At 60.5% G+C, this 22,945-nt stretch carries 19 protein-coding genes and 2 pseudogenes; 15 read left to right on the top strand and 6 right to left on the bottom strand.

The window, feature by feature from the left end; genetic code table 11:
- Positions 1-19 precede the first annotated feature (19 nt).
- The 3 genes and pseudogenes from L53_RS10840 (at position 20) to murB (ending at position 2,693) form a co-directional block, all read left to right on the top strand.
- Positions 20-244: a hypothetical protein gene (locus L53_RS10840; RefSeq protein WP_034815061.1), complete on the top strand. Its 225-nt coding sequence runs from the start codon at positions 20-22 to the stop codon at positions 242-244.
- Between the two features lie 115 nt (positions 245-359).
- Positions 360-1,729 (top strand): annotated as a pseudogene (gene creD, locus L53_RS17650) (cell envelope integrity protein CreD).
- 37 nt (positions 1,730-1,766) lie between these two features.
- Positions 1,767-2,693 carry a UDP-N-acetylmuramate dehydrogenase gene (murB, locus tag L53_RS10830; RefSeq protein WP_084333363.1) on the top strand — a complete coding sequence of 309 codons (927 nt, stop codon included), beginning with the start codon at positions 1,767-1,769 and terminating at the stop codon, positions 2,691-2,693.
- A gap of 15 nt (positions 2,694-2,708) precedes the next feature.
- Here murB and L53_RS10825 read toward each other — a convergent pair whose 3' ends face one another.
- Positions 2,709-4,715, bottom strand: a complete 2,007-nt coding sequence (locus L53_RS10825) for a TonB-dependent siderophore receptor (protein WP_034815057.1) — start codon at positions 4,713-4,715, stop codon at positions 2,709-2,711.
- Between L53_RS10825 and L53_RS17590 the strand changes: the two genes are divergently transcribed.
- From L53_RS17590 to L53_RS10795, 7 genes are all read left to right on the top strand, one after another.
- The gene (locus L53_RS17590; RefSeq protein WP_255342018.1) at positions 4,714-4,848 is read left to right on the top strand and encodes a hypothetical protein; all 135 of its coding nucleotides are present in this window, start codon (positions 4,714-4,716) and stop codon (positions 4,846-4,848) included. The two genes, L53_RS10825 and L53_RS17590, sit on opposite strands and share 2 nt — an antisense overlap.
- 148 nt (positions 4,849-4,996) lie before the next feature.
- Positions 4,997-5,905 (top strand): D-alanine--D-alanine ligase, encoded by a 909-nt coding sequence (locus tag L53_RS10820; RefSeq protein WP_034815289.1) that lies wholly within the window; start codon positions 4,997-4,999, stop codon positions 5,903-5,905.
- Complete coding sequence (locus tag L53_RS10815) at positions 5,893-6,771, top strand: cell division protein FtsQ/DivIB (protein ID WP_034815047.1); 879 nt, start codon at positions 5,893-5,895, stop codon at positions 6,769-6,771. Before L53_RS10820 ends, L53_RS10815 begins: the two co-directional genes overlap by 13 nt.
- Positions 6,771-8,045: a cell division protein FtsA gene (ftsA, locus tag L53_RS10810; RefSeq protein ID WP_034815045.1), complete on the top strand. Its 1,275-nt coding sequence runs from the start codon at positions 6,771-6,773 to the stop codon at positions 8,043-8,045. The genes L53_RS10815 and ftsA overlap by 1 nt, the downstream gene beginning before the upstream one ends.
- Before the next feature lie 91 nt (positions 8,046-8,136).
- Positions 8,137-9,591, top strand: a complete 1,455-nt coding sequence (ftsZ, locus tag L53_RS10805) for a cell division protein FtsZ (protein ID WP_034815043.1) — start codon at positions 8,137-8,139, stop codon at positions 9,589-9,591.
- A 171-nt stretch (positions 9,592-9,762) separates the two neighbouring features.
- Positions 9,763-10,686 (top strand): UDP-3-O-acyl-N-acetylglucosamine deacetylase, encoded by a 924-nt coding sequence (gene lpxC / locus L53_RS10800; RefSeq protein WP_034815041.1) that lies wholly within the window; start codon positions 9,763-9,765, stop codon positions 10,684-10,686.
- 101 nt (positions 10,687-10,787) lie between these two features.
- Positions 10,788-11,627: an outer membrane protein assembly factor BamD gene (locus L53_RS10795; RefSeq protein WP_034815037.1), complete on the top strand. Its 840-nt coding sequence runs from the start codon at positions 10,788-10,790 to the stop codon at positions 11,625-11,627.
- 12 nt (positions 11,628-11,639) lie between these two features.
- Here L53_RS10795 and ligA read toward each other — a convergent pair whose 3' ends face one another.
- The 3 genes from ligA to L53_RS10780 all read right to left on the bottom strand — a co-directional run bounded on the left by ligA (position 11,640) and on the right by L53_RS10780 (position 17,320).
- Positions 11,640-13,742 carry an NAD-dependent DNA ligase LigA gene (gene ligA / locus L53_RS10790; RefSeq protein ID WP_034815034.1) on the bottom strand — a complete coding sequence of 701 codons (2,103 nt, stop codon included), beginning with the start codon at positions 13,740-13,742 and terminating at the stop codon, positions 11,640-11,642.
- A complete protein-coding gene (locus tag L53_RS10785; RefSeq protein WP_034815032.1) occupies positions 13,739-15,430 on the bottom strand; it encodes a DNA repair protein RecN in 1,692 nt (563 codons plus the stop codon). Before L53_RS10785 ends, ligA begins: the two co-directional genes overlap by 4 nt.
- A 78-nt stretch (positions 15,431-15,508) precedes the next feature.
- Positions 15,509-17,320, bottom strand: coding sequence for an aminopeptidase P family protein (locus L53_RS10780; RefSeq protein ID WP_034815029.1), 1,812 nt, complete (start codon positions 17,318-17,320; stop codon positions 15,509-15,511).
- Between the two features lie 170 nt (positions 17,321-17,490).
- Here L53_RS10780 and L53_RS17020 point away from each other — a divergent pair, with 170 nt between their 5' ends.
- Positions 17,491-17,673, top strand: coding sequence for a hypothetical protein (locus L53_RS17020; protein ID WP_156947889.1), 183 nt, complete (start codon positions 17,491-17,493; stop codon positions 17,671-17,673).
- On the opposite strand, the gene L53_RS16835 is transcribed toward L53_RS17020, so the two are convergent.
- Both L53_RS16835 and L53_RS10775 read right to left on the bottom strand, forming a co-directional pair.
- The gene (locus tag L53_RS16835; protein WP_084333342.1) at positions 17,667-17,840 is read right to left on the bottom strand and encodes a DUF2256 domain-containing protein; all 174 of its coding nucleotides are present in this window, start codon (positions 17,838-17,840) and stop codon (positions 17,667-17,669) included. The two genes, L53_RS17020 and L53_RS16835, sit on opposite strands and share 7 nt — an antisense overlap.
- Before the next feature lie 94 nt (positions 17,841-17,934).
- A complete protein-coding gene (locus tag L53_RS10775; protein ID WP_034815027.1) occupies positions 17,935-18,792 on the bottom strand; it encodes a 50S ribosomal protein L11 methyltransferase in 858 nt (285 codons plus the stop codon).
- A gap of 63 nt (positions 18,793-18,855) precedes the next feature.
- On the opposite strand from L53_RS10775, the gene L53_RS10770 reads away from it, so the two are divergent.
- From L53_RS10770 to L53_RS10760, 4 genes and pseudogenes are all read left to right on the top strand, one after another.
- Positions 18,856-19,779 (top strand): peptidylprolyl isomerase, encoded by a 924-nt coding sequence (locus tag L53_RS10770; protein ID WP_051607838.1) that lies wholly within the window; start codon positions 18,856-18,858, stop codon positions 19,777-19,779.
- A gap of 47 nt (positions 19,780-19,826) precedes the next feature.
- Positions 19,827-21,110: pseudogene (locus L53_RS17770) on the top strand (ammonium transporter); the annotation flags it as partial.
- A gap of 30 nt (positions 21,111-21,140) precedes the next feature.
- A complete protein-coding gene (pgeF, locus tag L53_RS17765; protein WP_198019796.1) occupies positions 21,141-21,911 on the top strand; it encodes a peptidoglycan editing factor PgeF in 771 nt (256 codons plus the stop codon).
- 88 nt (positions 21,912-21,999) lie between these two features.
- Positions 22,000-22,935 (top strand): ribose-phosphate pyrophosphokinase, encoded by a 936-nt coding sequence (locus L53_RS10760; RefSeq protein WP_034815022.1) that lies wholly within the window; start codon positions 22,000-22,002, stop codon positions 22,933-22,935.
- The last annotated feature ends 10 nt before the right edge of the window (positions 22,936-22,945 follow it).

The raw sequence follows: 22,945 nt of genomic DNA, 5'->3' as shown, positions 1-22,945 counted from the left end.
ACTCTCAAGGAGACTCATCATGGGCCGCACGCTCACCGCCATTATCGCTTTCCTCTGCGTCGCATTCGTGATCGCACTCGGCTGGTTCTATCTGCAGGAAGGCTCATTCGAAGGCGCTGGCGCGCGCATGGACGCGACGCTGGAAGATCTGCCCGAGGAAACATCCGAATTTGCGAATGAAGTGTCTGATGCGGCTGACGAGATTTCCGACGAGCTGGATCAGGATGGATCGCCCAACCGGTAACCACGTCACAAGATGACCGCAATGTAACCTTGGACTGGCCCCGGCTGCGCCCCACCTCCGCCGCGACCAGCGGGTCATAAACCGTGTCTCCAATCTTTTTTTGGGGACCCCAAACATGACCGATACGTCTCAACCTCCATCGCCGTTCGCGAGCCTTGTGCCGCAACGGTCCGTCGGCCTGAAATTGCTGCTCGTCTGCGGACTTGCCCTCCTGATGGCCATTCCCGCCCTCTTCATACATTCCGTGGTCCAGGATCGCCGCATGGGCGCGGATCGCGCGCTTGCCGACGTCAGTGAAATGGTCGGAGGCCAACAATCCGTGCTGGGACCGGTCTTGTCCGTACCCTATTCACGCACCCTCGGCCCAAGACACAATGAACTGGTTTACGGCTATGTGGTCGCTTATGCCGATACCGGCACCGCCTCGGCCGATGTGGATGTTCAGATGCGTACCCGCGGCATTCACGCCATCCCTGTCTTCGATGCCACGATCAGCATGGACGCTGTATTCGATCCGGCGGCCTTGCGCGCCGCCTTGCCCGACGACGCCACCCCGATCTGGTCGGATGCCAGGGTCTATCTCGGGGTCTCGGACACGCGCGGCATCCGGGATGCGATCACCGTCACCGCGAATGGCACGGACTTGGCCATCGAACCAACGCCCTATTACGTGTCCAATGCCGGCAAGTATCAACCTGTGCCGCCCTCCGGTGTGACCCTTGCGGGCGGCCATATTGCTGGTCTCGAAACTGCCACTTCACCGATCACCCTGACCTCCAATATGCGCCTGTCCGGGGCCGAACGCCTATCCATTGCGCCGTTTGCAAAGGATACGCGGGTCGACCTTGTGAGCAATTGGAATGATCCCAGCTTCCAGGGCGGCGAGGCGACGGCCAGTCGGAAGGCTTCGAGGCGCATTGGCGCGTGCCCTATCTGGCCCGCGGCATTGCCGGCGCAGGGGCCAATCTCGACCTTGGCGAACTGACCGAATGGAACCGTCGCGACATGGCTGTCCGGTTCATGAAGGAAGGCAATCCCTATCAGAGCGTCGAGCGCGCGTTGAAATATGCCGTCATGTTTGTCGGCTTCGTTTTCCTCGCCTACTTCCTGTTCGAAGTGACCAGCGCCGCACGCGCCCACCCCGCGCAATATGTCTTGGTCGGACTGGCACAGACGATCTTCTACATCCTGCTGCTCGCCATGTCGGAGCGTATCGGCTTTGACGGAGCCTTCCTGATCGCCGCAAGCATGACCGTGCTGCTGACCGCCGCCTATGCGGCCAGCGTATTCCGCTCACGGCTCTATGGCCTGCGCGCGCTGGCCATCCTGTCCGGCATCTACACGCTGATCTATGTGCTGATGCGGGCCGAGAGCCATGCCTTGTTGGCGGGCGCTCTGGCAAGTTTCGCGGCCATCGCACTGACCATGTACATGACCCGCAACATTGACTGGTATGGTGAGCGGACCTCCGCCCCCGCTGCTTGACATGGAGGGGGAAGTGCCCGAACGCCTAGGCCCTATGATGACGACACTTCCCCCTGTTCGCGGCAAGCTGCTGAAGGACGCGAACCTCGCGCCCTATACCTGGTTCCGGGTGGGCGGGCCGGCCGACTGGCTGTTCCTTCCCGAAGACGAAGCCGACCTTGCCGGTTTCCTGAAAACACTCGACCCGGCCATTCCGGTGACCGTACTCGGCGTTGGCTCGAATGTGATCGTGCGCGATGGCGGCATCGAGGGCGTCGTCATCCGCCTGATGGGAAAATACTGGGGGAGTGTGGAAGCCGGGGACGATTTGACCCTGACGGCGCGGCCAGGTGCACTGGACTTGTCCGTCGCCAAAACCGCCGCCCGGAACAGTATCAAGGGGCTGGAATTTCTATCCGGCATTCCGGGATCACTCGGCGGGGCGACCCGCACCAATGCCGGATGCTATGGTCAGGAATTGCGGGACGTGCTGGTCGGCCTTGAAGGCTACCTGCGCGATGGCACCCATATCGCCTATCGCGGGCCGGGCCGGGCCGGCAACCTGCCGGAAGCGCAGTTTTCCTATCGACACAGCGACCTGCCCAACGACCTGATCGTCACCAAGCTGACCCTGGAGGGCAGCGGCACAGGCGCGCCGGACGCGATCCTTGCAGAAATCGAGGAGACGCAGCCGATCAAGGACAAGACATCCGGATCCACGTTTGCGAACCCCGACCCGCCCGGCACGCCAAACCAGCGGTCCGCATGGAAACTGATTGACGCTGCGGGCTGCCGCGGCCTGAAGGTCGGCGGCGCACAGGTTTCGCCAAAGCACTGCAACTTCCTGATCAATACCGGCGATGCCACAGCCGCAGACCTCGAAGCGCTGGGCGAGCTTGTTCGCGCGCTAGTATGGGACTCTCAGGGCGTAAAGCTTCGCTGGGAAGTGCGCCGCATGGGACGCATCAAGCCTCCCTTCCCCTGATCAGGCACCGCGAACCTAGAACTTGCCTTCCAGCTGGACTGTGAAGATCGGGCCGAAATCGCGCGCGCGGTCTTCAACGCGCGCGACATTGCCAAGTCGATTCGTGTCGTAGATCCGACGTCGGAATGTGTCGTTCTGATTTGCGAAATTCCCGAATGTCGCCTGTCCGGTCATGCCCCAGATATCCTTATGTTCAACATAGGCAAACCCGAACCCCGGCGTTGCGCCTTCGATGCCAGTCTCATCCAGGCGGAAATACGGATTTCGCTTGTAACGCTCAAATCCGATTCCCCACGCCCAGTCCGTCTTTGGAACATCCTGACGCAACTCGGCAAATGACCAGTAGTATTCGCTGTCATTGATTTCCCGCGTCAGTCCGGTCAACGGGTCGTCGACTTCGGACTCATAATAATTGCCTTCCAGTGAAAGTTCGCCCCCGGCAAAGCCGATCTTGTCGAACTTCACCGTAGCGTCCCATTCGACGCCTGCACGCCAGGCCGACTCGAGGTTTCCCGGGCCATCGCCGGTCCCAATCGGTACACGGTCAACTATGTCTTCAATATCCGAGTAGAAAACTTCCACAGTGGCCGCGCCCCAGCCACCAAAATTCTTCTCTGCCTGCGCACTGAGTTTCCAGCTCTGCTCCGGCACAATGTCCGGATTGCCGTTCTGCCCATTGCCCGCGCTCAGGTTCACTGAAGATACGAAGTCGAAGAAGTCGAGTTGGCCAACTTCCCGCTCAAGTCGCGTGACCAGCTTCAGGGAAGGTTTGGCTTGCCAGGACAGACTGGCGAAGCCTTTGGGCCGGGTAAACGTTCTCACATTTTCGGAATCACCAGATTGAGACAACTCCGACATTTCGGCACCCAGAGATATCTGCGCCGTCAGGTTTTGCGCGAGCCGCCGTCCGTGCGTTAAGGAGAGTTCTCCACGCTGTTCCTCAACGCGAGAGTTCGCATTGGGCAGGTCCTGGGGCTGAAGTGCATTGCCACCCTGAGACGTCGCGAGCGCCGACTGCTGGTCGAGATAGTTGAAGGCTCCTTCCAGCGCGAATTGCCAATCGCTTCCATTCTCGAATGCAAGACCATACTCTGTTCGAAGAATATACTCGCCCTCTTCAATATCGCGCGTGAACAGGCTTTCGGATATGTCTGTGCCGTCAACATTGCCGCGGAATACGCGGTCAATGATGGGACTGTCCTCTCGGCGAACCAGGCCGATAGCCTTTAACCGGCCCGGTCCCAGGCCAAATTCATAGTCACCGCCAATCTCCACAAACACCTCGTCTTCGGCACCCTCATACAGTCGCCGCCCCTCTGGCCCGTCCACCGGGAAGAGTTTCGAGGTTTCCTTCCTGTCCGGTTGGAACAGCGTGGTTTTTGCATTGAGGTTTCCGATGGCCCCCGAGGCTGGCGTCCAGCCGACCGATCCGGATACGGAGACATATTCGGCAGCATAGGTGAAGTCTTCCTCGCGGCGCTGTACCGGGTTACCACCGCCGTCGGTGACGAATTCAGGACCGTTGGACGCGCCGCGCTCAGGGTCGCTTTCAGCCTCGAACGACCAGCTGATATCCCCCTGCCCGCCCGAGAGTGTGAGATTGAGGCCGTTGTAGAAGGGCGGGAGGTTGTCACGGAACCGCGCACGCCACCGCCAAGTACCGGAGACCGCCCCGTCCCCATTGGTGATGACATTCACGACATGTCCGGACAGGCCAGCAATTTCAAAGGCTGACGCATCGACCAGTTCGAGCCGCACAACGCTGGAGGCGGATATCCGGTCCAGCGACTCGGTCGCCCCATTGGACTTCCCGGACACGCGTTGACCATTGATCAGCACATTCCCACTGGCCTGACCAAACCCGCGAGAGCCATCATCATCGCCCTGGATCGAAAACCCGGGAATGCGCGAAACCATTTCGAGCGCCGTTCGAGGGGCATACTGACTGAAATCATCCATCGTGTAGATGGTCGCACCGGGTGTTGTTTCCGGTGCCATGTCCGCCACAGCCGACAGGGCCATGAATGATGTGGCCAAGCTGAAGCATGCACTGGCGGCAAGCCGTGTGAAAGGGATCACGCTGCGTATCCTCCCCGCAGATGTCTGGAAAATCCGGCGTCTCACCACCGTATGTAATCTCGATTATCGATATTGACTACAGACGTAGTCTAAATATGGCAACAGGCCCTAACCTATATTTTTTGTCATCATGCCGAGAAAAGGTTCTGTAGCTGCCACGCTAAGGCCGCTTTAACCCTGCAGACGCGATGTATAGTCAGAACGCCAGCTTGCAGGAAAATCTCATGAAACGTGTTGCCGTGATCTATGGAGGCTGGTCGTCCGAGCGGGACGTGTCGCTCACCTCGGGCAAGCAGATGGCAGGCGCGGCATGCGCGGCCGGATATGATGTTGTTGAAATTGATGCTGGACGTGACCTCGCAGCGCAACTGACCGATGCGAAGCCGGACGCGGTGCTGAATGGCCTGCACGGACCTTGGGGCGAGGATGGGTGTGTGCAGGGCGTACTGGAAGTACTGGGCCTGCCCTATTCCCATTCGGGCGTGTTGTCCTCGGCGCTCGCCATGGATAAACTGAAATCGAAAGCGGTTTTCCGTCAGGCTGGCATTCCGATTGCGGAAGACAAGCAGGTCACCCGCGCAGAAGCGGCTGCCGAGCATCCCCTCAAGCCCCCTTATGTAATCAAGCCGGTTGCGGAAGGATCGAGTTTTGGCGTGCTGATCGTACGCGAAGGTGCCAATGGGCCCGCCAAGGAGCTGACCGGTCCGAATTGGCATTATGGCGACCATCTGATGGCCGAGGAATTCATTCCCGGCCGTGAGTTGACCGTGGCCGTCCTGGGCGACCGGGCACTGGCTGTCACGGAGATCACGACCTTAAGAGACTATTACGATTTTGATGCAAAATATGAAGCTGGTGGATCGCAGCATGTGATCCCGGCAGACCTGCCTGCCCCTGTGACCCAAGCCGCAATGGAATTTGCGCTGAAGGCACACCAGGCGCTCGGTTGCCGGGGCGCGACGCGGTCCGACTTTCGCTATGACGACAAGAGAGACCGGCTCGTGATCCTGGAAACAAATACACAACCCGGCATGACGCCCACCTCGCTTGTCCCCGAACAGGCCGCTTTCGTTGGCATGTCCTTCGAACAGCTGGTCGCCTGGATGATCGAGGATGCTTCATGCCAAAGGTAACCCGCAATCAGACTGTGCCAAAGTCCAAGAAGAAGGCTAGCCGCCGCCCTGCTGTCATCGTTGATGAAGTGACGGGCGAAGAGGTTCGCGTTTCCTCCGTCGTCTTTGGCTTTGTCATGCTTGTGGCGATTGTCGTGGCAACCGCTGCCTGGATGGGCGGCTCCATATCCCAGGTTGAGAACCGCTTTGCCAGTTTCATGGATGATACGGCGCGCACGGTCGGCATTTCGGTCAATGATGTGTCCATCATCGGACTGGAACAGGATCCGGCCCTCGCGCAGGATATTCGCGCCGCCGCCATGATCGAGCCCGGCGAGAACATGTTCCGCGCAGACCCGCATGTCATCCGCCGTCGCGTCGAAGGCACTCACAAGGTGCTGAATGTGCGCGTGCACCGCCTCTGGCCGGACCAAGTCGTAATCATCGCGGACGCCGCCGAGCCGGTTGCGCTGTGGCATGACGGCAAGGCATGGACCGTCGTGGACGGTCTGGGTCGCGTCATTCCGGACGCCCGCGCCGATGACCACAAGGAACTCATCCGTCTGGCGGGTCGCGGCGCCGCCAAGGCCGCCCCGGCCCTCGTAACTGCCCTCAAAGCTGAGCCGGACGTCGCGCCCCGCATCGCGATCGCTACCCGCATCAATGACCGCCGCTGGGATATGCGTCTTGTTTCCGGCGCTACGGTCCGCATGCCGGAAGATCACCAGATGGTGGCTGCGCTGGACAGCCTGTCGACCCTGCAGGTGCGCACAGCGCTGATGCAGCGTCCGCTAGAGACCATCGACCTGCGCAATAAAGGCCGGGTCTATCTGGACCCGGTGAACGACCCCGACTTCACAGCACGAAAAGAGGCGGCCCGGAGCTGATGGCAAACGTTCAGGCCCGGCGTAAGCCCCTTGTGGGGTCGCGCACGTCCAGTCCCGTTGCGGCGCTGGACATCGGTTGTTCGAAAATCACGTGCCTGATAGGCCGAAATGACGGCACCGGCCCCCGCAATTTCCAGATCCTTGGCGCGGGGCGCCAACAATCACGCGGCTTCAGTGGCGGCACGATCACCGACATGCAGGGTCTCGAACGCTCGATCCGTCTGGCCGTCGAAGATGCCGAGCGCGAAGCGGGCGAACAGATTAATCAGGTCATGCTGGGTATCACAGGGCCGAAACTGAATTGCCAACTGGTCACCGCGACCACCGAGATCGGCGCCCGCGAGGTGACCCCCAAGGATATTCGCCGGGTTCAGGCTCAGGCCATGGCGCAGATTTCGACCAAGGGCTCCGACGTGCTCGCCGCCTGGCCGGTAGCCTACCGCGTGGATGCGCAGGAAGGCGTGCGTGAGCCCGCCGGGATGTATGCGGACACACTCGGCCTGATGCTGTCTGTGGTCACCGCGCCCAAGGCCATCGTCCGCAATCTGGTTGAATGCGTCGGCCGTGCGCATCTCAGCGTCGATGCCCTGATCCCCTCCTCCATTGCCAGCGGCGCAGGTACGCTGATCGACGACGAGATCGAAAATGGTGCCATCTGCATCGATATGGGCGCCGGCGTCACGGCAGTCTCGGTCTATCTGAATGGCTCGCCTGCATGGCTTGGCCTTATCCCGGCTGGTGGCACACATGTGACCTCCGATATCGCGCAGGGCATCGGCACGACATTCGCCGCCGCCGAGCGCCTCAAAAGTGTCTATGGCACCGCCAATCTCGAAGGCCCGGGCCTGGCAGAACGCATCGAGGCCCCCCGCCTGGGAGATGATGGCCGCCTGCAAGCCACCCGCATGGAACGCGGCAAGCTCGCTGAAATCATCGCTCCGCGCGTCGAGGAAATCTTCGAATATGTTCAGCAAACTCTGCAAGCCAGTGGTGTACGCAAAGTACTGCGCGGCGCGAGCCAGTTACCAGGCGTTCGCGATGTCGCCATGCGTATCCTTGAAGCGCAGGTGCGGCTCGGCCGTCCGACAAATGCTGAATTCCTTGGCGAAACACTGGGAACACCAGCTTTTTCTACAGCTTCAGGTCTGCTACTGTATCCGGAGTTGGGGTTCGCAGACGCAGTACGGGCTGGCATTGCGTCAAAGGAATACGGAGCAGAAGCCCGAAGCGGAGCCGTGAACAAGGCGTTCCATTGGTTGAAAGAAAATTTCTGATGCCAATCGCGAATCACTTAACCGCTTCTTAGCTGCAACGCGTCATTTTAGCGCTTCAGCATGGCTTATGGCGGTAAGGTGAGGACGACGAATGACACATGAACTCAAGCCCAGGATCCTGGTCTTTGGTGTTGGCGGTGCCGGAGGCAATGCCGTCGACAACATGATCGAGGCAAACCTGCAAGGTGTCGAGTTTATCGTTGCCAACACTGACGCTCAGGCCCTTTCCCGTTCCAAGACGGAAAACCGCATCCAGCTCGGCCCGGAAACAACATCTGGCCTTGGCGCAGGTGCTCGCCCCGACATTGGCGCGAAAGCCGCCGAAGAATCCATGGATGAGATCCGCGAGCGCCTCGAGGGCGCTCATATGGTTTTCATCGCTGCGGGCATGGGCGGCGGCACCGGAACCGGCGCAGCCCCGGTCATCGCACGCGCCGCGCAGGAAATGAACATTCTGACCGTCGCCGTGGTCACCAAGCCGTTCAGTTTCGAAGGCACGCGCCGCATGACCTTTGCGGAAGAAGGCCTCGCTGGCATCCAGAAATACGTCGACACGATGATCGTCGTGCCGAACCAGAACCTTTTCCGCATCGCGAATGACCGTACGACCTTCGCCGAAGCCTTCCGCATGGCAGATGATGTGCTGTATTCCGGTGTCCGTGGCATTACCGATCTGATGGTCATGCCCGGCCTGATCAATCTCGACTTCGCCGATGTCAGCTCGATCATGCGCGGCATGGGCGCAGCCATGATGGGCATGGGCGAAGCCGAAGGCGAGAACCGCGCTCTCGAAGCTGCCAAGCTGGCCATCGACAACCCGCTGCTCGACGATATTTCAATGCGCGGCGCCAAGGGCGTGCTGATCAACATCACCGGCGGCTATGACATGACGCTGTTCGAGCTCGACGAGGCCGCCAATGAGGTGCGCCGCGAAGTCGACCCTGATGCGAATATCATTCTCGGGTCTGCCTTCGATACCGAACTTGAAGGCAAGATCCGCGTCTCCGTCGTCGCCGCAGGCGTCGATGCCGTGATGCCATCACTGAAACAGGATGCGCCCGTCGCAGAGACGGTGCGTCAGCCCATCGCAGAGCCGATCGAGGAAGAGCATGTGGAGCCCGTCACCGAAGTTGAATCGGAGACCGAAGTGGAAATGGCTGCAGAGGAAGACGATCGCCCGAAAGTGATCCTGCATCATGCCTCCCCGCTCCGTTCAGGCGATGTCGATCCGCGTGACGACTTCACGGGACAGTCCCTGCCCGCAGAACATTTTGAAGGCAGCGAAGGCGAAGACCAGATCCAGGCCGACGCCGTGTTCAGCAAGCAGACCGAAGCTCCGGTCGAAGAAGAAGGTCGACCGAGCCCATCCGGCTTTTCGAACCTTTTCGGCTGGCGCCGCGGCGCTCAGGGCGAGAATGATCACGCTCCAACTCCTGAATCCGGCTCACAAATCGTGTCCTCGCCGGATGATCATCCCGAACCTGCCCCGTTCGATGATGCAGACCTCGAAATTCCGGCCTTCCTGCGCCGGTCGGCCAATCACTGATTTCGCATTCGATTGCAGTCGTATCCAATGCGAATTGTCACAATAAATCACCAATGATTACAGGGCGAAGGCGGATGTCTTCGCCCACTTTGTAATACGCCGAAACAACCCGTGTTTTGTATCCTGGAGACATACACCCCAAACTAAACCTCGAAACTGGAGGTTGGTGTGTTGTCCGGTAGTGTAGAATTTCAGCAAACGATCGCGCGCCCTGCAGTATGTGCAGGGGTCGGTGTGCATAGCGGCAAGAAGGCAAAGCTCGTCCTGAAGCCTGCCCCTGCTGGCACGGGTGTCGTTTTCCGCCGGACCGACGTGAAAAGCGGCAATACGGCCATTCAGGCCGATGCCGAATATGTCTCCGACACCCAACTCGGCACCACGCTGACCAATGATGATGGTGTCTCTGTGGCAGTGGTCGAGCATTTGATGGCCGCACTCGCGGGCATGGGCATCGACAATCTCCTCATCGAAATCGACGGGCCGGAAGTGCCGATCATGGACGGCTCCTCGGCAGTTTATTGCGAACTGTTGATGCAGGCTGGCCTGCAACGCCAGTCCGCGCCGCGACGCCGCATTCGCATCCTGGAAGCGATCGAGATTGAAGACGGCCCGAAGCGGGCACGCCTGTCGCCTTCCGACGACAAGTTTCTGACGCTCAATGCGCGCATTGAATATGACGACTCGTTGATCGGCGTGCAGGAGATGGCGCTTAAACTCGCGCCAGGCATGTTTGCCCGCGACCTGGCCTTTGCCCGCACCTACGGGTTTGCGCGCGATGTGGATATGCTGCGCTCGATGGGCCTTGCCCGGGGCGGGTCGCTGGAAAATGCGGTCGTTGTGGACAATGGTGAAGTCATGAATCCTGAGGGCTTGCGCTCAGAGGACGAATTCGTGCGTCACAAGATGCTTGATGCCGTTGGCGACATGATGCTGGCGGGCGCACCGATTGCCGGGATTTATGAAGCGGTTCAACCCGGTCACTCGATCAACAATCTGTTGGTCCGCAAGCTGCTCGATACGCCTTCAGCCTGGTGCTGGGAAACCGATACAGCAGACGCAACCCGCATAGACACGCGCCGGTCGGCCGCCGTCTGAGGCGTTGCCCCGCCGATCCCTGAGAAACCTGCTTGGAAAACCCCGCTGGTTCGCGCTAAGCAGGTAGCCAGATCATCACAGCAGAAAGCGCCTGCCCTGCCATGCGACTGTCCTCCAAGTTCCCGATCCTCCTCATTGCCACTGCAGCCCTCACGCTGACGGCGTGCCAGTCGCGCGACAAGCGCCGTCAAGAACTGGCCTATGTCGAACGCCCCGTGGAGGCGCTCTACAATCAGGCGGCTAGCGAACTCGACAAACGCGACTTTGATCAGGCGGTCCTGCTGTTCAACGAAGTCGAGCGCCAGCACCCTTATTCTGAATGGGCCCGCCGCTCGATGGTCATGACGGCTTTCGCCCATTATCAATCCCGCAATTATGACGAAGCGATCAGTGGTGCCCAGCGCTATCTTGCGCTTCATCCTGGCGGCTCCGAGGCCGAGTATGCGTATTACCTGATTGCGGCGAGCTACTTCGACCAGATCACGGATGTCGGTCGAGATCAGGCAACAACGGAACGCGCGCGTGATGCCTTGGTGGACGTGGTCCGCCGATTCCCAGACAGCCAGTATGCCCGTGATGCCAGCGTGAAGCTCGACATGGTTCGCGACCAGCTGGCTGGCAAGGAAATGACGGTTGGCCGCTGGTATTTGCGTAACAATCAGACCCTGTCTGCGGTCAATCGCTTCCGCACGGTCGTGAAGACCTATGACACGACCTCTCACGCCCCCGAGGCATTGCACCGTCTGGTCGAAGCCTATCTGACGCTTGGCCTGCGGGATCAGGCGCTCGCGGTCGGATCGACGCTTGGCTACAATTATCCCAATAGCGATTGGTACAAGATGAGCTATCGCTTGCTGACCAATGAAGGGCTGGACCCCGAAGCGCTGGACGCCGAGACCCGCCGCACGCTGTTGCAGCGGATTATTCCCGGCGGCAAATAGTTACCCGGCGGATCAGCCGCCGATCAGCTCAAACCATTCGTCTTCCGTCAGCGTCTGAACGCCGAGGCTTTCGGCTTTTTTCAGCTTTGAGCCCGCGCCCGGACCGGCGACGAGGATGTCCGTCTTCGCCGAGACAGACCCCGACACTTTTGCGCCCAGCGCATTGGCCCGTGCCTTGGCTTCGTCGCGTGTCACCCGTTCCAGCGTGCCCGTGAAGACAATCGTCTTGCCGGCGACAGGGCTGTCTGATGAGGCAGCCTCTTCGGCTTCAACAGTAATTTCTTCGAGCAATGCGCTCAGCATGTCGCGATTGTGGGGCTCCGCCTCGAAATCGACGAGCGCGCCTGCCGCCGCCTTGCCGACGCCATCTATGCCGGTGAGTTCTGCAAAGGCTTCGGACTCCTGTCCGCCTTCGGCTGCGCGCACGACCGTTTCCCAGAAAGGCGCCCAATTCAGGAAATGCCGGGCATAGAGCTGGGACGTGGTCTGGCCAACATGGCGGATGCCGAGCCCGTTGAGAAAGCGCGCGAATGGCACAGTCCGGCGCGCATTGATCGCATCGAACAATTTCTTCGCTGAGGCTTTTCCGAAGCCTTCCCATTCTTCAAGTGGCGGCAGGCCTTCCGCCTCAATGCGCGCGGCCAATCGGAAAATGTCCTGCGGCGCCTTCACCACGCCCTTCTCCTGAAAGAGCTGGACCTGTTTCGCGCCGATGCCATCAATGTCGAGCGCCTTGCGGGAGACGAAATGCTTCAACCGCTCGACCGCCTGCGCCGGGCAGACGAGCCCGCCCGTGCAGCGACGGCGCACATCGGCCTCGCCCTTGTCGTCAATCTCGCGCACGGCTGCTGATCCACAGACCGGGCATGTATCCGGCATCGCCCAGACCTTGCCGCCGCCATCCTGCACCACACGCAGGACCTGCGGGATAACGTCCCCTGCCCTCTGGATTTCGACCGTGTCACCGGGTTTTACGCCAAGCCGCGCGATTTCGTCTTCATTGTGAAGCGTTGCATTCGACACCACGACACCGCCCACCGTAACCGGCATCAGGCGCGCGACCGGCGTGAGAGAGCCTGTGCGTCCGACCTGGATGTCGATCTCTTCGAGCGTTGTGGTGGCTTTCTCAGCCGGGAATTTGTGAGCGATGGCCCAGCGCGGTGCGCGGCTGACAAAGCCGAGGCGCTGTTGCCAGTCCAGCCGGTTCACCTTGTAGACCACACCGTCAATATCGTAGCCGAGCGTTGCGCGTTTTTGCTCGATATTGCGGTAAGTTGCGATCAGGTCGTCCACGGTCGCAGCGGTGGCCATCAGGGGATTTATCTGAAAACCCCATTCTGCGAACTTGGCGACCGCTTCACTTTGGGTTTCCGCGAAGGGCGCGCTTTCAGCCGCCCAGGCATAGGCAAAGAAATTCAGCGGCCGGGATTTGGTGATCTCGGTATCAAGTTGGCGCAGGCTGCCGGCGGCTGCGTTGCGCGGATTGGCGAAAGTCTTGCGGCCCGCCTGGTCTTCGCGCGCATTGAGAGCCGCAAAGTCGGCATGGCTCATATAGACTTCGCCGCGGATCTCTATGAAATCGGGCCAATCCTTGCCAGCCAGTTTCGTCGGGATGTCATTCAGTGTCAGCGCGTTCGCGGTGACGTCTTCGCCGACCAGTCCGTTTCCGCGTGTTGCAGCACGTTTCAATTTGCCCTTTTCATAGGTCAGGCTGAGCGACAGACCGTCAATTTTCGGCTCGGCGGTGAGTTCCAGTGTCTCGGACTCGTCCAGTCCGAGGAAGCGCCGGATGCGCCCGGCAAACTCGGTGACGTCTTCGTCTGAAAACGCATTGTCCAGCGACAGCATGGGCGCGGCATGGGTTGCCTTGGCAAAACCGTCTTGCGCGACCGCGCCCACACGGTCGGACGGGCTGTCTTCGCGTTTCAGCTCAGGGAAGCGGGCTTCAATGGCGAGGTTGCGTTGGCGGGCGACATCATATTCGGCATCGGTCAGGACCGGCGCGTCTTCCTGATAATAGGCGGCGTCAGCTTCAGCGATAATGGCCGCGAGGCGCGCGAGTTCAGCGGCCGCCTCGTCCGGTGTCAGATCCTCGACCGGTGTTGCCTCGCTCATGCACCCTCCAACAACCTCCCGGCGGCTGCGCGGGCCTCAGCGGTAACTTCGGCGCCTGACAGCATTCGGGCAATTTCTTCCTGCCTGCTGCTGTCATCTAGCCCGCGTATGCGTGAGCCGCCAGCCCCATCCTGCTCCTTCTCCACAAGCCACTGGGCTGAAGCGGACGCGGCCACTTGCGGGCTATGCGTGATGGCGAAGACCTGCCGGGCCTGGCCAAGCGAGATCAGGCGTTCGCCAATGGCCGCCGCAACCGCACCACCGACGCCCTGATCTGCCTCATCGAAGATCAGCGTCAGCGCAGAGCCTGCTTCGGCGAGCGCGCATTTGAGGGCGAGCGAGACACGGGCGAGTTCGCCGCCAGATGCAATCTTGCGCAGGGGGCCAAACCCCGCGCCGGGATTGGTCTCCGCGTCGAATTCAACCCAGTCGATTCCGTTCGGGCCGCCCTCCCCCTCTGCCAAAGGAGTGATTGCAACGCGGATGACCGAGCGACCAAGTTTCAGTGGCTTCAGCTCGCGCGCGATGGCTTTTTCCAATTGCGAGGCGGCCGCCTGCCGGGCGGCGCTCAGTTTGCCAGCCGCCTGATGCCAGTCGGCCCGGGCAGATGCTTCAGCCTTGCGGGCAGCAATCAGCGCGTCTTCGCCCGCTTCAACCAGGTCGAGCCGATCACTCAATGAAGTGAGCATGTCTGGCAGGAGATCGGGATCGCAGCCATGCTTCCGGCCCGCTGCCCGCAAGGCGAACAGCCGCGCCTCGGCGCCGTCCAGTTCAGCAGAATCATGATCGACAAGCCGTTCGAGCTGGCTGATCGCGCCTGCTGCTTCGCGCGCTTCAATCAAGGCCCGCTCAACAGCTTCTGCGGCGGCACGTGCGGCAACCGGCAGCGTGTCCTGAGAGGATTCAAATCCCGGCAAGCGACAAATCCGTTCGGTGGCACGCGCCGCCTTGGACAAGGCATCTTCCACGCCAGACTTTTCCAACACATTTTCGGCTTCACGCACGGCCTCGGTGACGCGTTCCGACTGCATCAACAGGGTCCGGCGCTCTGTCAGGATGGCGGCTTCGCCTTCCTGCGGATTCAAGCTGGAGAGCTCGGCCACAGCCTCGGCCAGCCATTCGCGATGTTCGATGGCTTCGGCATGCGCGTCCTCAAGTTCCTGACGCCGGGCGCTGGCCTCCGCCATCGCAGCATGAGTGGCCGCGCACATGTCCAAAAGCTTTTCATTGCCTGCAAACTGGTCGAGCAAACGGCGGTGAGATGATGGCTTCAGCAGGGTGGAGGCCGCGTGCTGGCCGTGAATCTCGACCAAGAGGTCCCCGATCTCCGACAGGAGCGCCGCGCTGACCGGCTGGTCATTGAGGAAGGCGCGCGCGGGGCCGTTGCGGCGGATCACGCGTTTCATGGTCAGGGTCTCGTCCGGCGAAGCGTCAATGCCTGCTTCGGCCAGTGCAGACCAGACTGGATGGCTGACCGGGGGCGAAAACTCTACCGCCACACTCGACTGGTCCTGCCCCGCCCGGATCATCCCACGGTCGGACCCGTGCCCCATCGCAAGCGACAGGGCATCGAGAATGATGGACTTGCCCGCCCCGGTCTCCCCGGTCAGCGCCGTAAACCCGGCGCCCGGTTCGATGTCCAGGCGGTCAATCAGGACGAAATCACGTATCGACAATGAAAGGATCATGGCCAGTCTCCAAAGAGTCTACTGGCCATGATTTATCATTAGAACAAAACCGGAACAAGCCCGATTTTCACAGACTGCCTAAAGTGGCATGCAGGTTGCGCGCAACCAGTCCTTTACCGGCCCGTCCAGACGGTCGGCCAACAATTCGTAGACTTGCGCGTGATAGGCATCGACCCAGTCCCGCTCGTCCTTGGTCAGATGAGCCAGATCGATCAGGTCCCGCGCCAGGGGCGCGAAGGTCAGGCATTCAAAGCCATACATGTCGAGTTCGCCACCTTCAATGGCCGCCGGTGGCGTGACATATTGAAGGTTCTCGATCCGGATGCCGTACTGTCCGGCGCGGTAATAGCCCGGTTCGTTTGAGACGATCATGCCGGTTTCCAGCGGCACGGAATTCCACGCCTTGGCAATGCGCTGCGGGCCTTCATGGACGCCGAGATAGACGCCGACCCCATGGCCGGTGCCGTGCTGGTAGTCGAGCCCGGCCTGCCAGAGCGCATGGCGCGCGAGAATGTCGAGATGGGTTCCGGTCGTGCCTTTCGGAAAGCGGACCATGGCCAGCGAGATATGCCCCTTCAGGACCAGCGTGTAGTGACGCCGCATGTCCGAGCTCGGATCACCGATGGGCACGGTACGCGTCACGTCTGTCGTGCCGTCCAGATACTGGCCGCCACTGTCGACAAGATAGAGGCTGCCACGTTCCAGCTTGCGGTTCGAGGCTGTCGAAACACGGTAATGCGGCAGCGCGCCATTCGGCCCAGCACCGGAAATTGTCGGGAAGGACAAATCGTTCAGGCCGCCAAGGTCTTCGCGGAATTCTTCCAGCTTGATCGCCGCATCAATCTCGGTGATCTCGCCACTCTGAGCCTCGGTGTCTAGCCAATGCAGGAAGCGGGTCAGGGCCACGCCATCACGAAGATGGGCGGCGGCCGAGCCTGCGAGTTCCGCCTCATTCTTGCAAGCCTTGGGCAGAGCGACCGGGTCGCGTTGGCGCACGGGCGTTGCGCCAGCCTGTTCGAGCTGATCAAAGAACCAGGCTGAGGCCACGTCCGGATCAACGCTGACCGTCTTGCCCTTCAGGTCTGCAAGGCCCTTTTCGAGATCGGCCAGCGGGCGCAGAGTGACACTGTTGCCAAGATGCTGGCGGAGCGCGTCGGACACTTTCACCTCATCAAGGAAGAGGTCAGCTGACCCGTCTGCGAACAGAATGGCGCGGCCGAGCGGCAGCGGCGTGCAGCTGACATCACCGCCGCGAATGTTGAAAGCCCAGGCGATGGATGCGGGAGACGTGATCACCGCAGCGTCGAGCTTTTCGGCTTTCAGGTCGCGACCGATCTGCACACGTTTTTCATCATGCGCGACCCCTGCAAATTTTACCTCATGCGGCACGACGAGCGCGGCGGGCTGGTCCGGCCGATCTGCCCAGGCAAGGTCGATAGGGTTGTTCGCAACGGCAACCAGTTCAGCGCCAGCCGCCTTGGCCGCTGCACCCATGGCCGCGACATCGTTCGGACTCATCAGTTTGGGGTCATAGCCGATGCGCTTGCCGGTCATGTCCTGCGATTTGAGCCAGCCGAACGGGCCGGGCTCCGGCACAGCCTGAACCTCCCAGAGATCCGGATCGGTCTGGTCAGCGACCTGTAGCGTGTAGCGGCCATCGGCGAAAATCACCGCGCGGTCTGTGAAGACGAATGCCGAACCGAACGAACCGGTAAACCCGCTCACCCAAGCCAGGCGCTCATTGGCGTCAGGCAGGTATTCGTTCTGGTATTCATCATCATGCGGAACATAAAGGCCGTCGAGGCCCTGCGCGGAAAGCTGTTCGCGAACGAGGGGCAGATGCGCCCGGCCGTCCTGCGGACCGCCCTTGATATCAAATGTCTGTCTCATGCCCCTTACTTAGGGCGAAAGCGTGGATTTGACCATAGAAAGCCGCATCGTAGCTATGCATTTAATCATGCTAATTTCCGATTTTCCATGCTTTTTAGTTTAGATTTTTACGCTACATAGCGCCCACACAAAAAATTGTGCGCCGCACAATACAAAAAGAGGGACGCACCATGAGACGTCAAAACACAATTACTGCGCCAGAAATGGCACTCGTCAACGGCCAGGGCCGTTCGCTGATGGTCAACGAGATGGCCGAGCCAGCCTTCGTGAACGCGCTGCAGAGCGCCGAAAGCCAGCGTCCGCAAATCCTGGCACGCCGTTCTGCGCGCTGGGCTCGCCGCGCCGCTTACTGATCCCGGCTGCGGGATACGCGTCGACATCGTTCGGAACAGTACTTTACCTCGTGCCAGACCCGTTCCCATTTTTTCCGCCATGTGAACGGGCGTCCGCAAGACACGCAGGCCTTCTCCGGCAGATCGGACTTATCCGGTCTTCTGGACCGGCTCCCAGACTTCGGCATGCGTGGACCTCCGCCCGCTTCAGCTAGGGGGCGGCGACCTGCCGACAAGGGCAGATGCCCGTCATGCGGCGGCGCGTTGGTCTGGTGTGCTGTTTCAGCTTGGCTTCCGGAACACCAGCGTCGACCACCCGTCTTCGCGAATACGAGTCTGGAAGTCGAGCCCGCGGGACGCAAAGGCGTTCCGGACTGGCGGCGCTTGGTGGTGCAACAGTCCTGACAGGATAATTGTGCCGCCCGGCGCCGTGAGAGACGCAATATCCGGTGCGAGCCCGATCAGGGGCCGCATCAGGATGTTCGCAAACACGGTGTCATACGGCCCGCCCTGACGAATGCGCGGCGTGTTCGCACCGGTGACATGCAAGGCGGTGAAGCCGTTGACATGATTCTTGCGAGCATTCTCATTCGCCACACGCACGCTATCGAGATCGATATCCGTACCGATCGCCGAGGATGCCCCCGCCTTCAGGGCAGCAATCGCCAGAACGCCGGAGCCCGTGCCAAGGTCAAGCACCTTGCCGGTGGACCGGCGGCGGCGCACATCATCCAGCGCCAGCAAGCATCCGAGCGTCGTGCCATGATGGCCCGTTCCAAACGCAGGGCCGGCCTCGATCAGCACGGAAATCTTTCCCGGTGACTGGCGCGCAAGGGCGTGGCTGCCCGCTACAACGAACGGTCCGGCCTTGACCGGTGGCAAGCCTTCGAGTGACAGCGTCACCCAGTCCTGCTCGATCACCTGTTCGATCCGCGCGACAAGATCCGGCGCGGCTTCTTCGATAATGACAACGCAGGCTTCGGCGTCTTCGAGCGTTTCCGCGAACGCATCGAGCCGCCAACTGGTCCGGCTGTCCTCCTTGGCATCAACCGCGCCCGCTGGCGACGGATCGGCCCAGGCCAGCGCGTCCCACGCCGTTTCAACTGGCGCCCGCGCGCCTTTTGCACTTATCTGATACATGAGCGGCGCTTAGCAGGCGGATGATTTCTTGGGAAGGACACAAAGATGGTGCGGATATCTCTCATGGCAGTTGCCATCGGCATCTCCTTATTGGGCGCTTGCGAAACAGCGCCCGATCCGAGCCCTGCCCCAGCCTCCGAGATGGTAGACGCTCCGGCCCCTGCGGCACCATGGCGTGAGGTGGCCCCTGAAAATCTTGTGGTCCTGAAAACGGTGGCAGGGGATGTCATTATCGAACTCGCCCCTGAAGTCGCGCCGCAGCATGTCGCGCAATTTCGCGAGGCGATACGGAGCAATCTCTATAATGGCGAATATTTCTATCGCGTGATCGATGGCCATGTGGCGCAGGCAGGACTCGAATTCGAACACCTTCTGGAAGATTGGGCCGAGCTGCCGCTGGAAGCCGAGCGGGCCGTAGACTCAGACGGCTTCGTGCCCCTGGGCAATGAGGACCTGTTCGCCGGTCAGGTGGGCCACCGGAATGGCTTCGCAGTTGGCCGAGAGAGCGGACAGGAATGGTTGCTGCATTGTCCCGGCGCCCTTGGCATGGCGCGCAATTCCCCGCCGGAGACCGGCTCGACCGAATTCTTTGTTCCCATCGGTCAGCGCCGGTATCTTGATCGGAACTATACGATATTTGGCCGGGTCATATCCGGTATGGCCCATATCAACCGACTGGAACGCGTGGAGCCTACGCCCGAGGACAAGATAGTATCCTTCCAAAATCCGGACACATCCGAAAAAGCATTTGCGGCGCGCGCGCAGGCCCTCTCCGCCAATGAGATCCTGTCTGTCGGGCTCGCGGCTGACATGCCCGAAAGTTTGCGCCCACGCTGGGAAGTCATGGCAACGCCCGGCGCAGAATGGGAAGACCTGAAGACCTCCAAACGCGATTACAGCATCTATGATGCCTTTGTGGTTACACCTCCAAAGCGCGTGGATATCTGCACACTCCCTGTCCCTGCGAGACAGGTGCTCGTTGATTGACGAACCGTTCGAGCTTCGTCAGAAATGACGAAAAAACGGGGAGTGAAATGCTGAAATCAATAAAAGGCGCTGCACGCGCAGGCTTAGTTGTGGCCGCCATCGGGGCACTCGCCCTGCCCGCCCATGCCGATACCGGAGACACAGCCTGGATCCTGACCGCCACGGCGCTGGTCCTGTTCATGACCCTGCCGGGACTTGCCCTGTTCTATGGCGGCCTCGTTCAAGCGAAGAATTTGCTTTCCATCTTCATGCAGTGCTTTGCCATTGCCTGCCTGGTCAGTCTGGTCTGGCTGGTGTGTGGATATTCCATCGCTTTCGGTCCGGGCGCGACGGGCTATCTCGGCGGGTTCGCGAAGAGCATGCTTGCAAACGTCACCGGCGCGCCACTCGACGGGCAGACCATTCCCGAACCCTTGTTCTTCATGTTCCAGATGACCTTTGCCATCATCACCCCGGCGCTGATTGTCGGCGCGTTCGTGGAGCGCGTGAATTTTGCGGTTGTGCTGATCTTTTCCGCGCTCTGGCTCGTGCTCTGCTACGCGCCTGTTGCCCATTGGGTCTGGGGTGGAGGCTGGCTGGCCCAGCAAGGCGTGATCGATTTCGCAGGGGGTATCGTGGTGCACACGACAGCCGGCATCTCCGCACTCGTCTTCGCACTGATGCTGGGACGTCGTAGCCACTTTCCGAAGGATATGCGTCCGCCCCACAGTCCGGGATTCGTGATGCTTGGCGCGGCCATGCTCTGGGTCGGCTGGTTCGGCTTCAATGCGGGCTCGGCCCTCGGTGCCAATGATGGCGCCGCGCAGGCCATGTTGGTCACACACATCTCGGCCGCCACAGCATCACTTGTCTGGATGCTGATCGAATGGTTCAGCTTTCGCAAACCCACGCTCGTCGGCATCGCAACCGGCATGGTCGCAGGCCTCGCGACGATCACCCCGGCGGCAGGATCCGTCGGCCCGGTCGGTGCCATCATTACCGGCATCCTGGCTGCAGGCGTCTGCTACGCAGCCGTTGGCTTGATCCGGCAACGTCTGAAGATCGATGACAGCCTCGACGTGTTCGCCGTGCATGGCGTTGGCGGCATCCTCGGCAGCTTACTGATCCCATTCCTCGCAGCCGCGGGTCCGCTGGCGCCGGGACTGGAGATATCCACCGGTGCGCAGTTTGGTGTGCAACTGCTCGGTGTAGCAGTCGTCGCGGTTTATTCGGCCATCGTGACCGCAGCGATCCTGTTCGTCATCAAGCTGTTCATTCCTTTGCGCGTTTCTACCGAGGATGAGGAGAACGGCCTCGACTCAGCCACTCATGGTGAGTCCGCCTATCATTTCGGCGCGCCGCAGCAAACCACGGCTAGGCGAATGACCGATACGCCCCCCTTTGAAACGAGTGATAATCTTTCAGGCCTGCCGGAGATCCGCCATGGATTCTTTGGCCGAAAGGGCGGTGTTTCAGGCGGTCTCTATACCAGTCTGAATGCCGGGGAAGGCTCAGGGGATGTGCCGGGCGCCGTCGCGACCAATCGCGAGCGAGTCCGCACCGCCATGTCCGCCCGCGCGCTGCTCTCCTGCTACCAGATTCATTCAGCCGATGTGGCACATGTCACCGAACCGTGGAGCGTGCGGCCGGAGGCCGATGCAATGGTGACGAAAATTCCGGGAATTGCCCTGTGCATCCTGACGGCCGACTGCACGCCTGTCCTATTTGCCGATGCCGAAGCGGGCGTGGTGGGTGCGGCGCATGCGGGCTGGAAAGGCGCTATTGGAGGTGTGCTCGACACAACCGTTGCAGCGATGATTGAACTTGGCGCCGAAGCAGGCCGGATTCGCGCGGCCATCGGGCCTACTATCCAGCAGGCAAGTTATGAAGTCGGCCCCGAATTCCGAAACACGTTCCTGGACGCATCCCCCAATAGCGCAGCCCTGTTCTTGCCCGGCAAAGGCGACCGGTTTCAGTTCGACCTGCCGGGCTATTGCCGACAAAGACTGGATGGGCTCGGCGTCCACAGCGTTCACGACACCGGGCTGGACACATGCGCGCTGAAAGACTCCTATTTTTCCAACCGACGACGCAATCATCGGAACGAACCAGACTATGGCCGAAATGCCTCAGTCATCATGCTTGCGCTGTAATTTTCTGAAAAAGTCGTAAGAGTCCGGTTGCGACTCGCCGCCCTATGTTACAGAAGCGACACCAATTGGGCAGCACGGGCGCTCCATCATGAAACTGCTTTCCTGCAACGCAAACCGGCCATTGGCGGAAGCCATCGCCGATTATCTTGACACGCGCCTGACGCGGTCTGAGGTGAAGACCTTCTCGGATCAGGAAATATTTGTCCGCATCGACGAGAATGTCCGCGGCGAAGATGTCTTCGTGATCCAGTCCACGTCCTACCCCGCCAATGACAATCTGATGCAACTGCTGATCTGCATGGACGCGCTGAAGCGCGCCTCGGCCCGTCGCATCACTGCCGTCATCCCCTATTTCGGCTATGCTCGGCAGGATCGTAAAACGGATGGTCGGACGCCCATCTCCGCCAAGCTGGTCGCAAACCTGATCTGCAGCGCGGGCGCCGACCGCGTATTGACCGTCGATCTGCATGCTGGCCAGATCCAGGGCTTTTTCGATATTCCAACAGACAACCTGTTCGGCAGCCCCGTCATGGTCGATGACATCAAGGAGCGCTACGGGAACAAGGATCTCATGGTGGTCTCCCCGGATGTTGGCGGCGTGGTGCGCGCCCGCTCGCTGGCCAAGCGACTGGAAGCCGACCTCGCCATCGTCGACAAACGCCGCCCCGAAGCTGGCAAGTCAGAAGTCATGAATATTATCGGCGATGTGTCCGGCAAGCGCTGCATCATGCTGGACGATATGTGTGATTCCGGGGGCACACTGGCAAACGCCGCCGCCGCCCTGAAAGAGCATGGCGCCAAATCGGTCTCTGCCTATGTCACGCATGGCGTGCTTTCGAACAATGCCGTTCAGCGGATCGAGAAATCGGTACTGGATGAGTTGGTCATGACCGACTCAATTCAACCGTCAGAAGATGCGATCAAGTCGAAATCTATCCGTATACTGCCCATTTCCCCGCTATTGGGCGAAGCCATTCGCCGTATTGCGAACGAGGAAAGCGTTTCGAAACTGTTCGATCGCTGAAGCCTTGTGC

This window comes from Hyphomonas sp. L-53-1-40, from assembly GCF_000682775.1.
In the GTDB taxonomy this organism is placed as follows: Bacteria; Pseudomonadota; Alphaproteobacteria; order Caulobacterales; family Hyphomonadaceae; genus Hyphomonas.
Note: the sequence above shows the minus strand (reverse complement) of the source record. Positions and strands in the feature narration are given on the sequence as shown.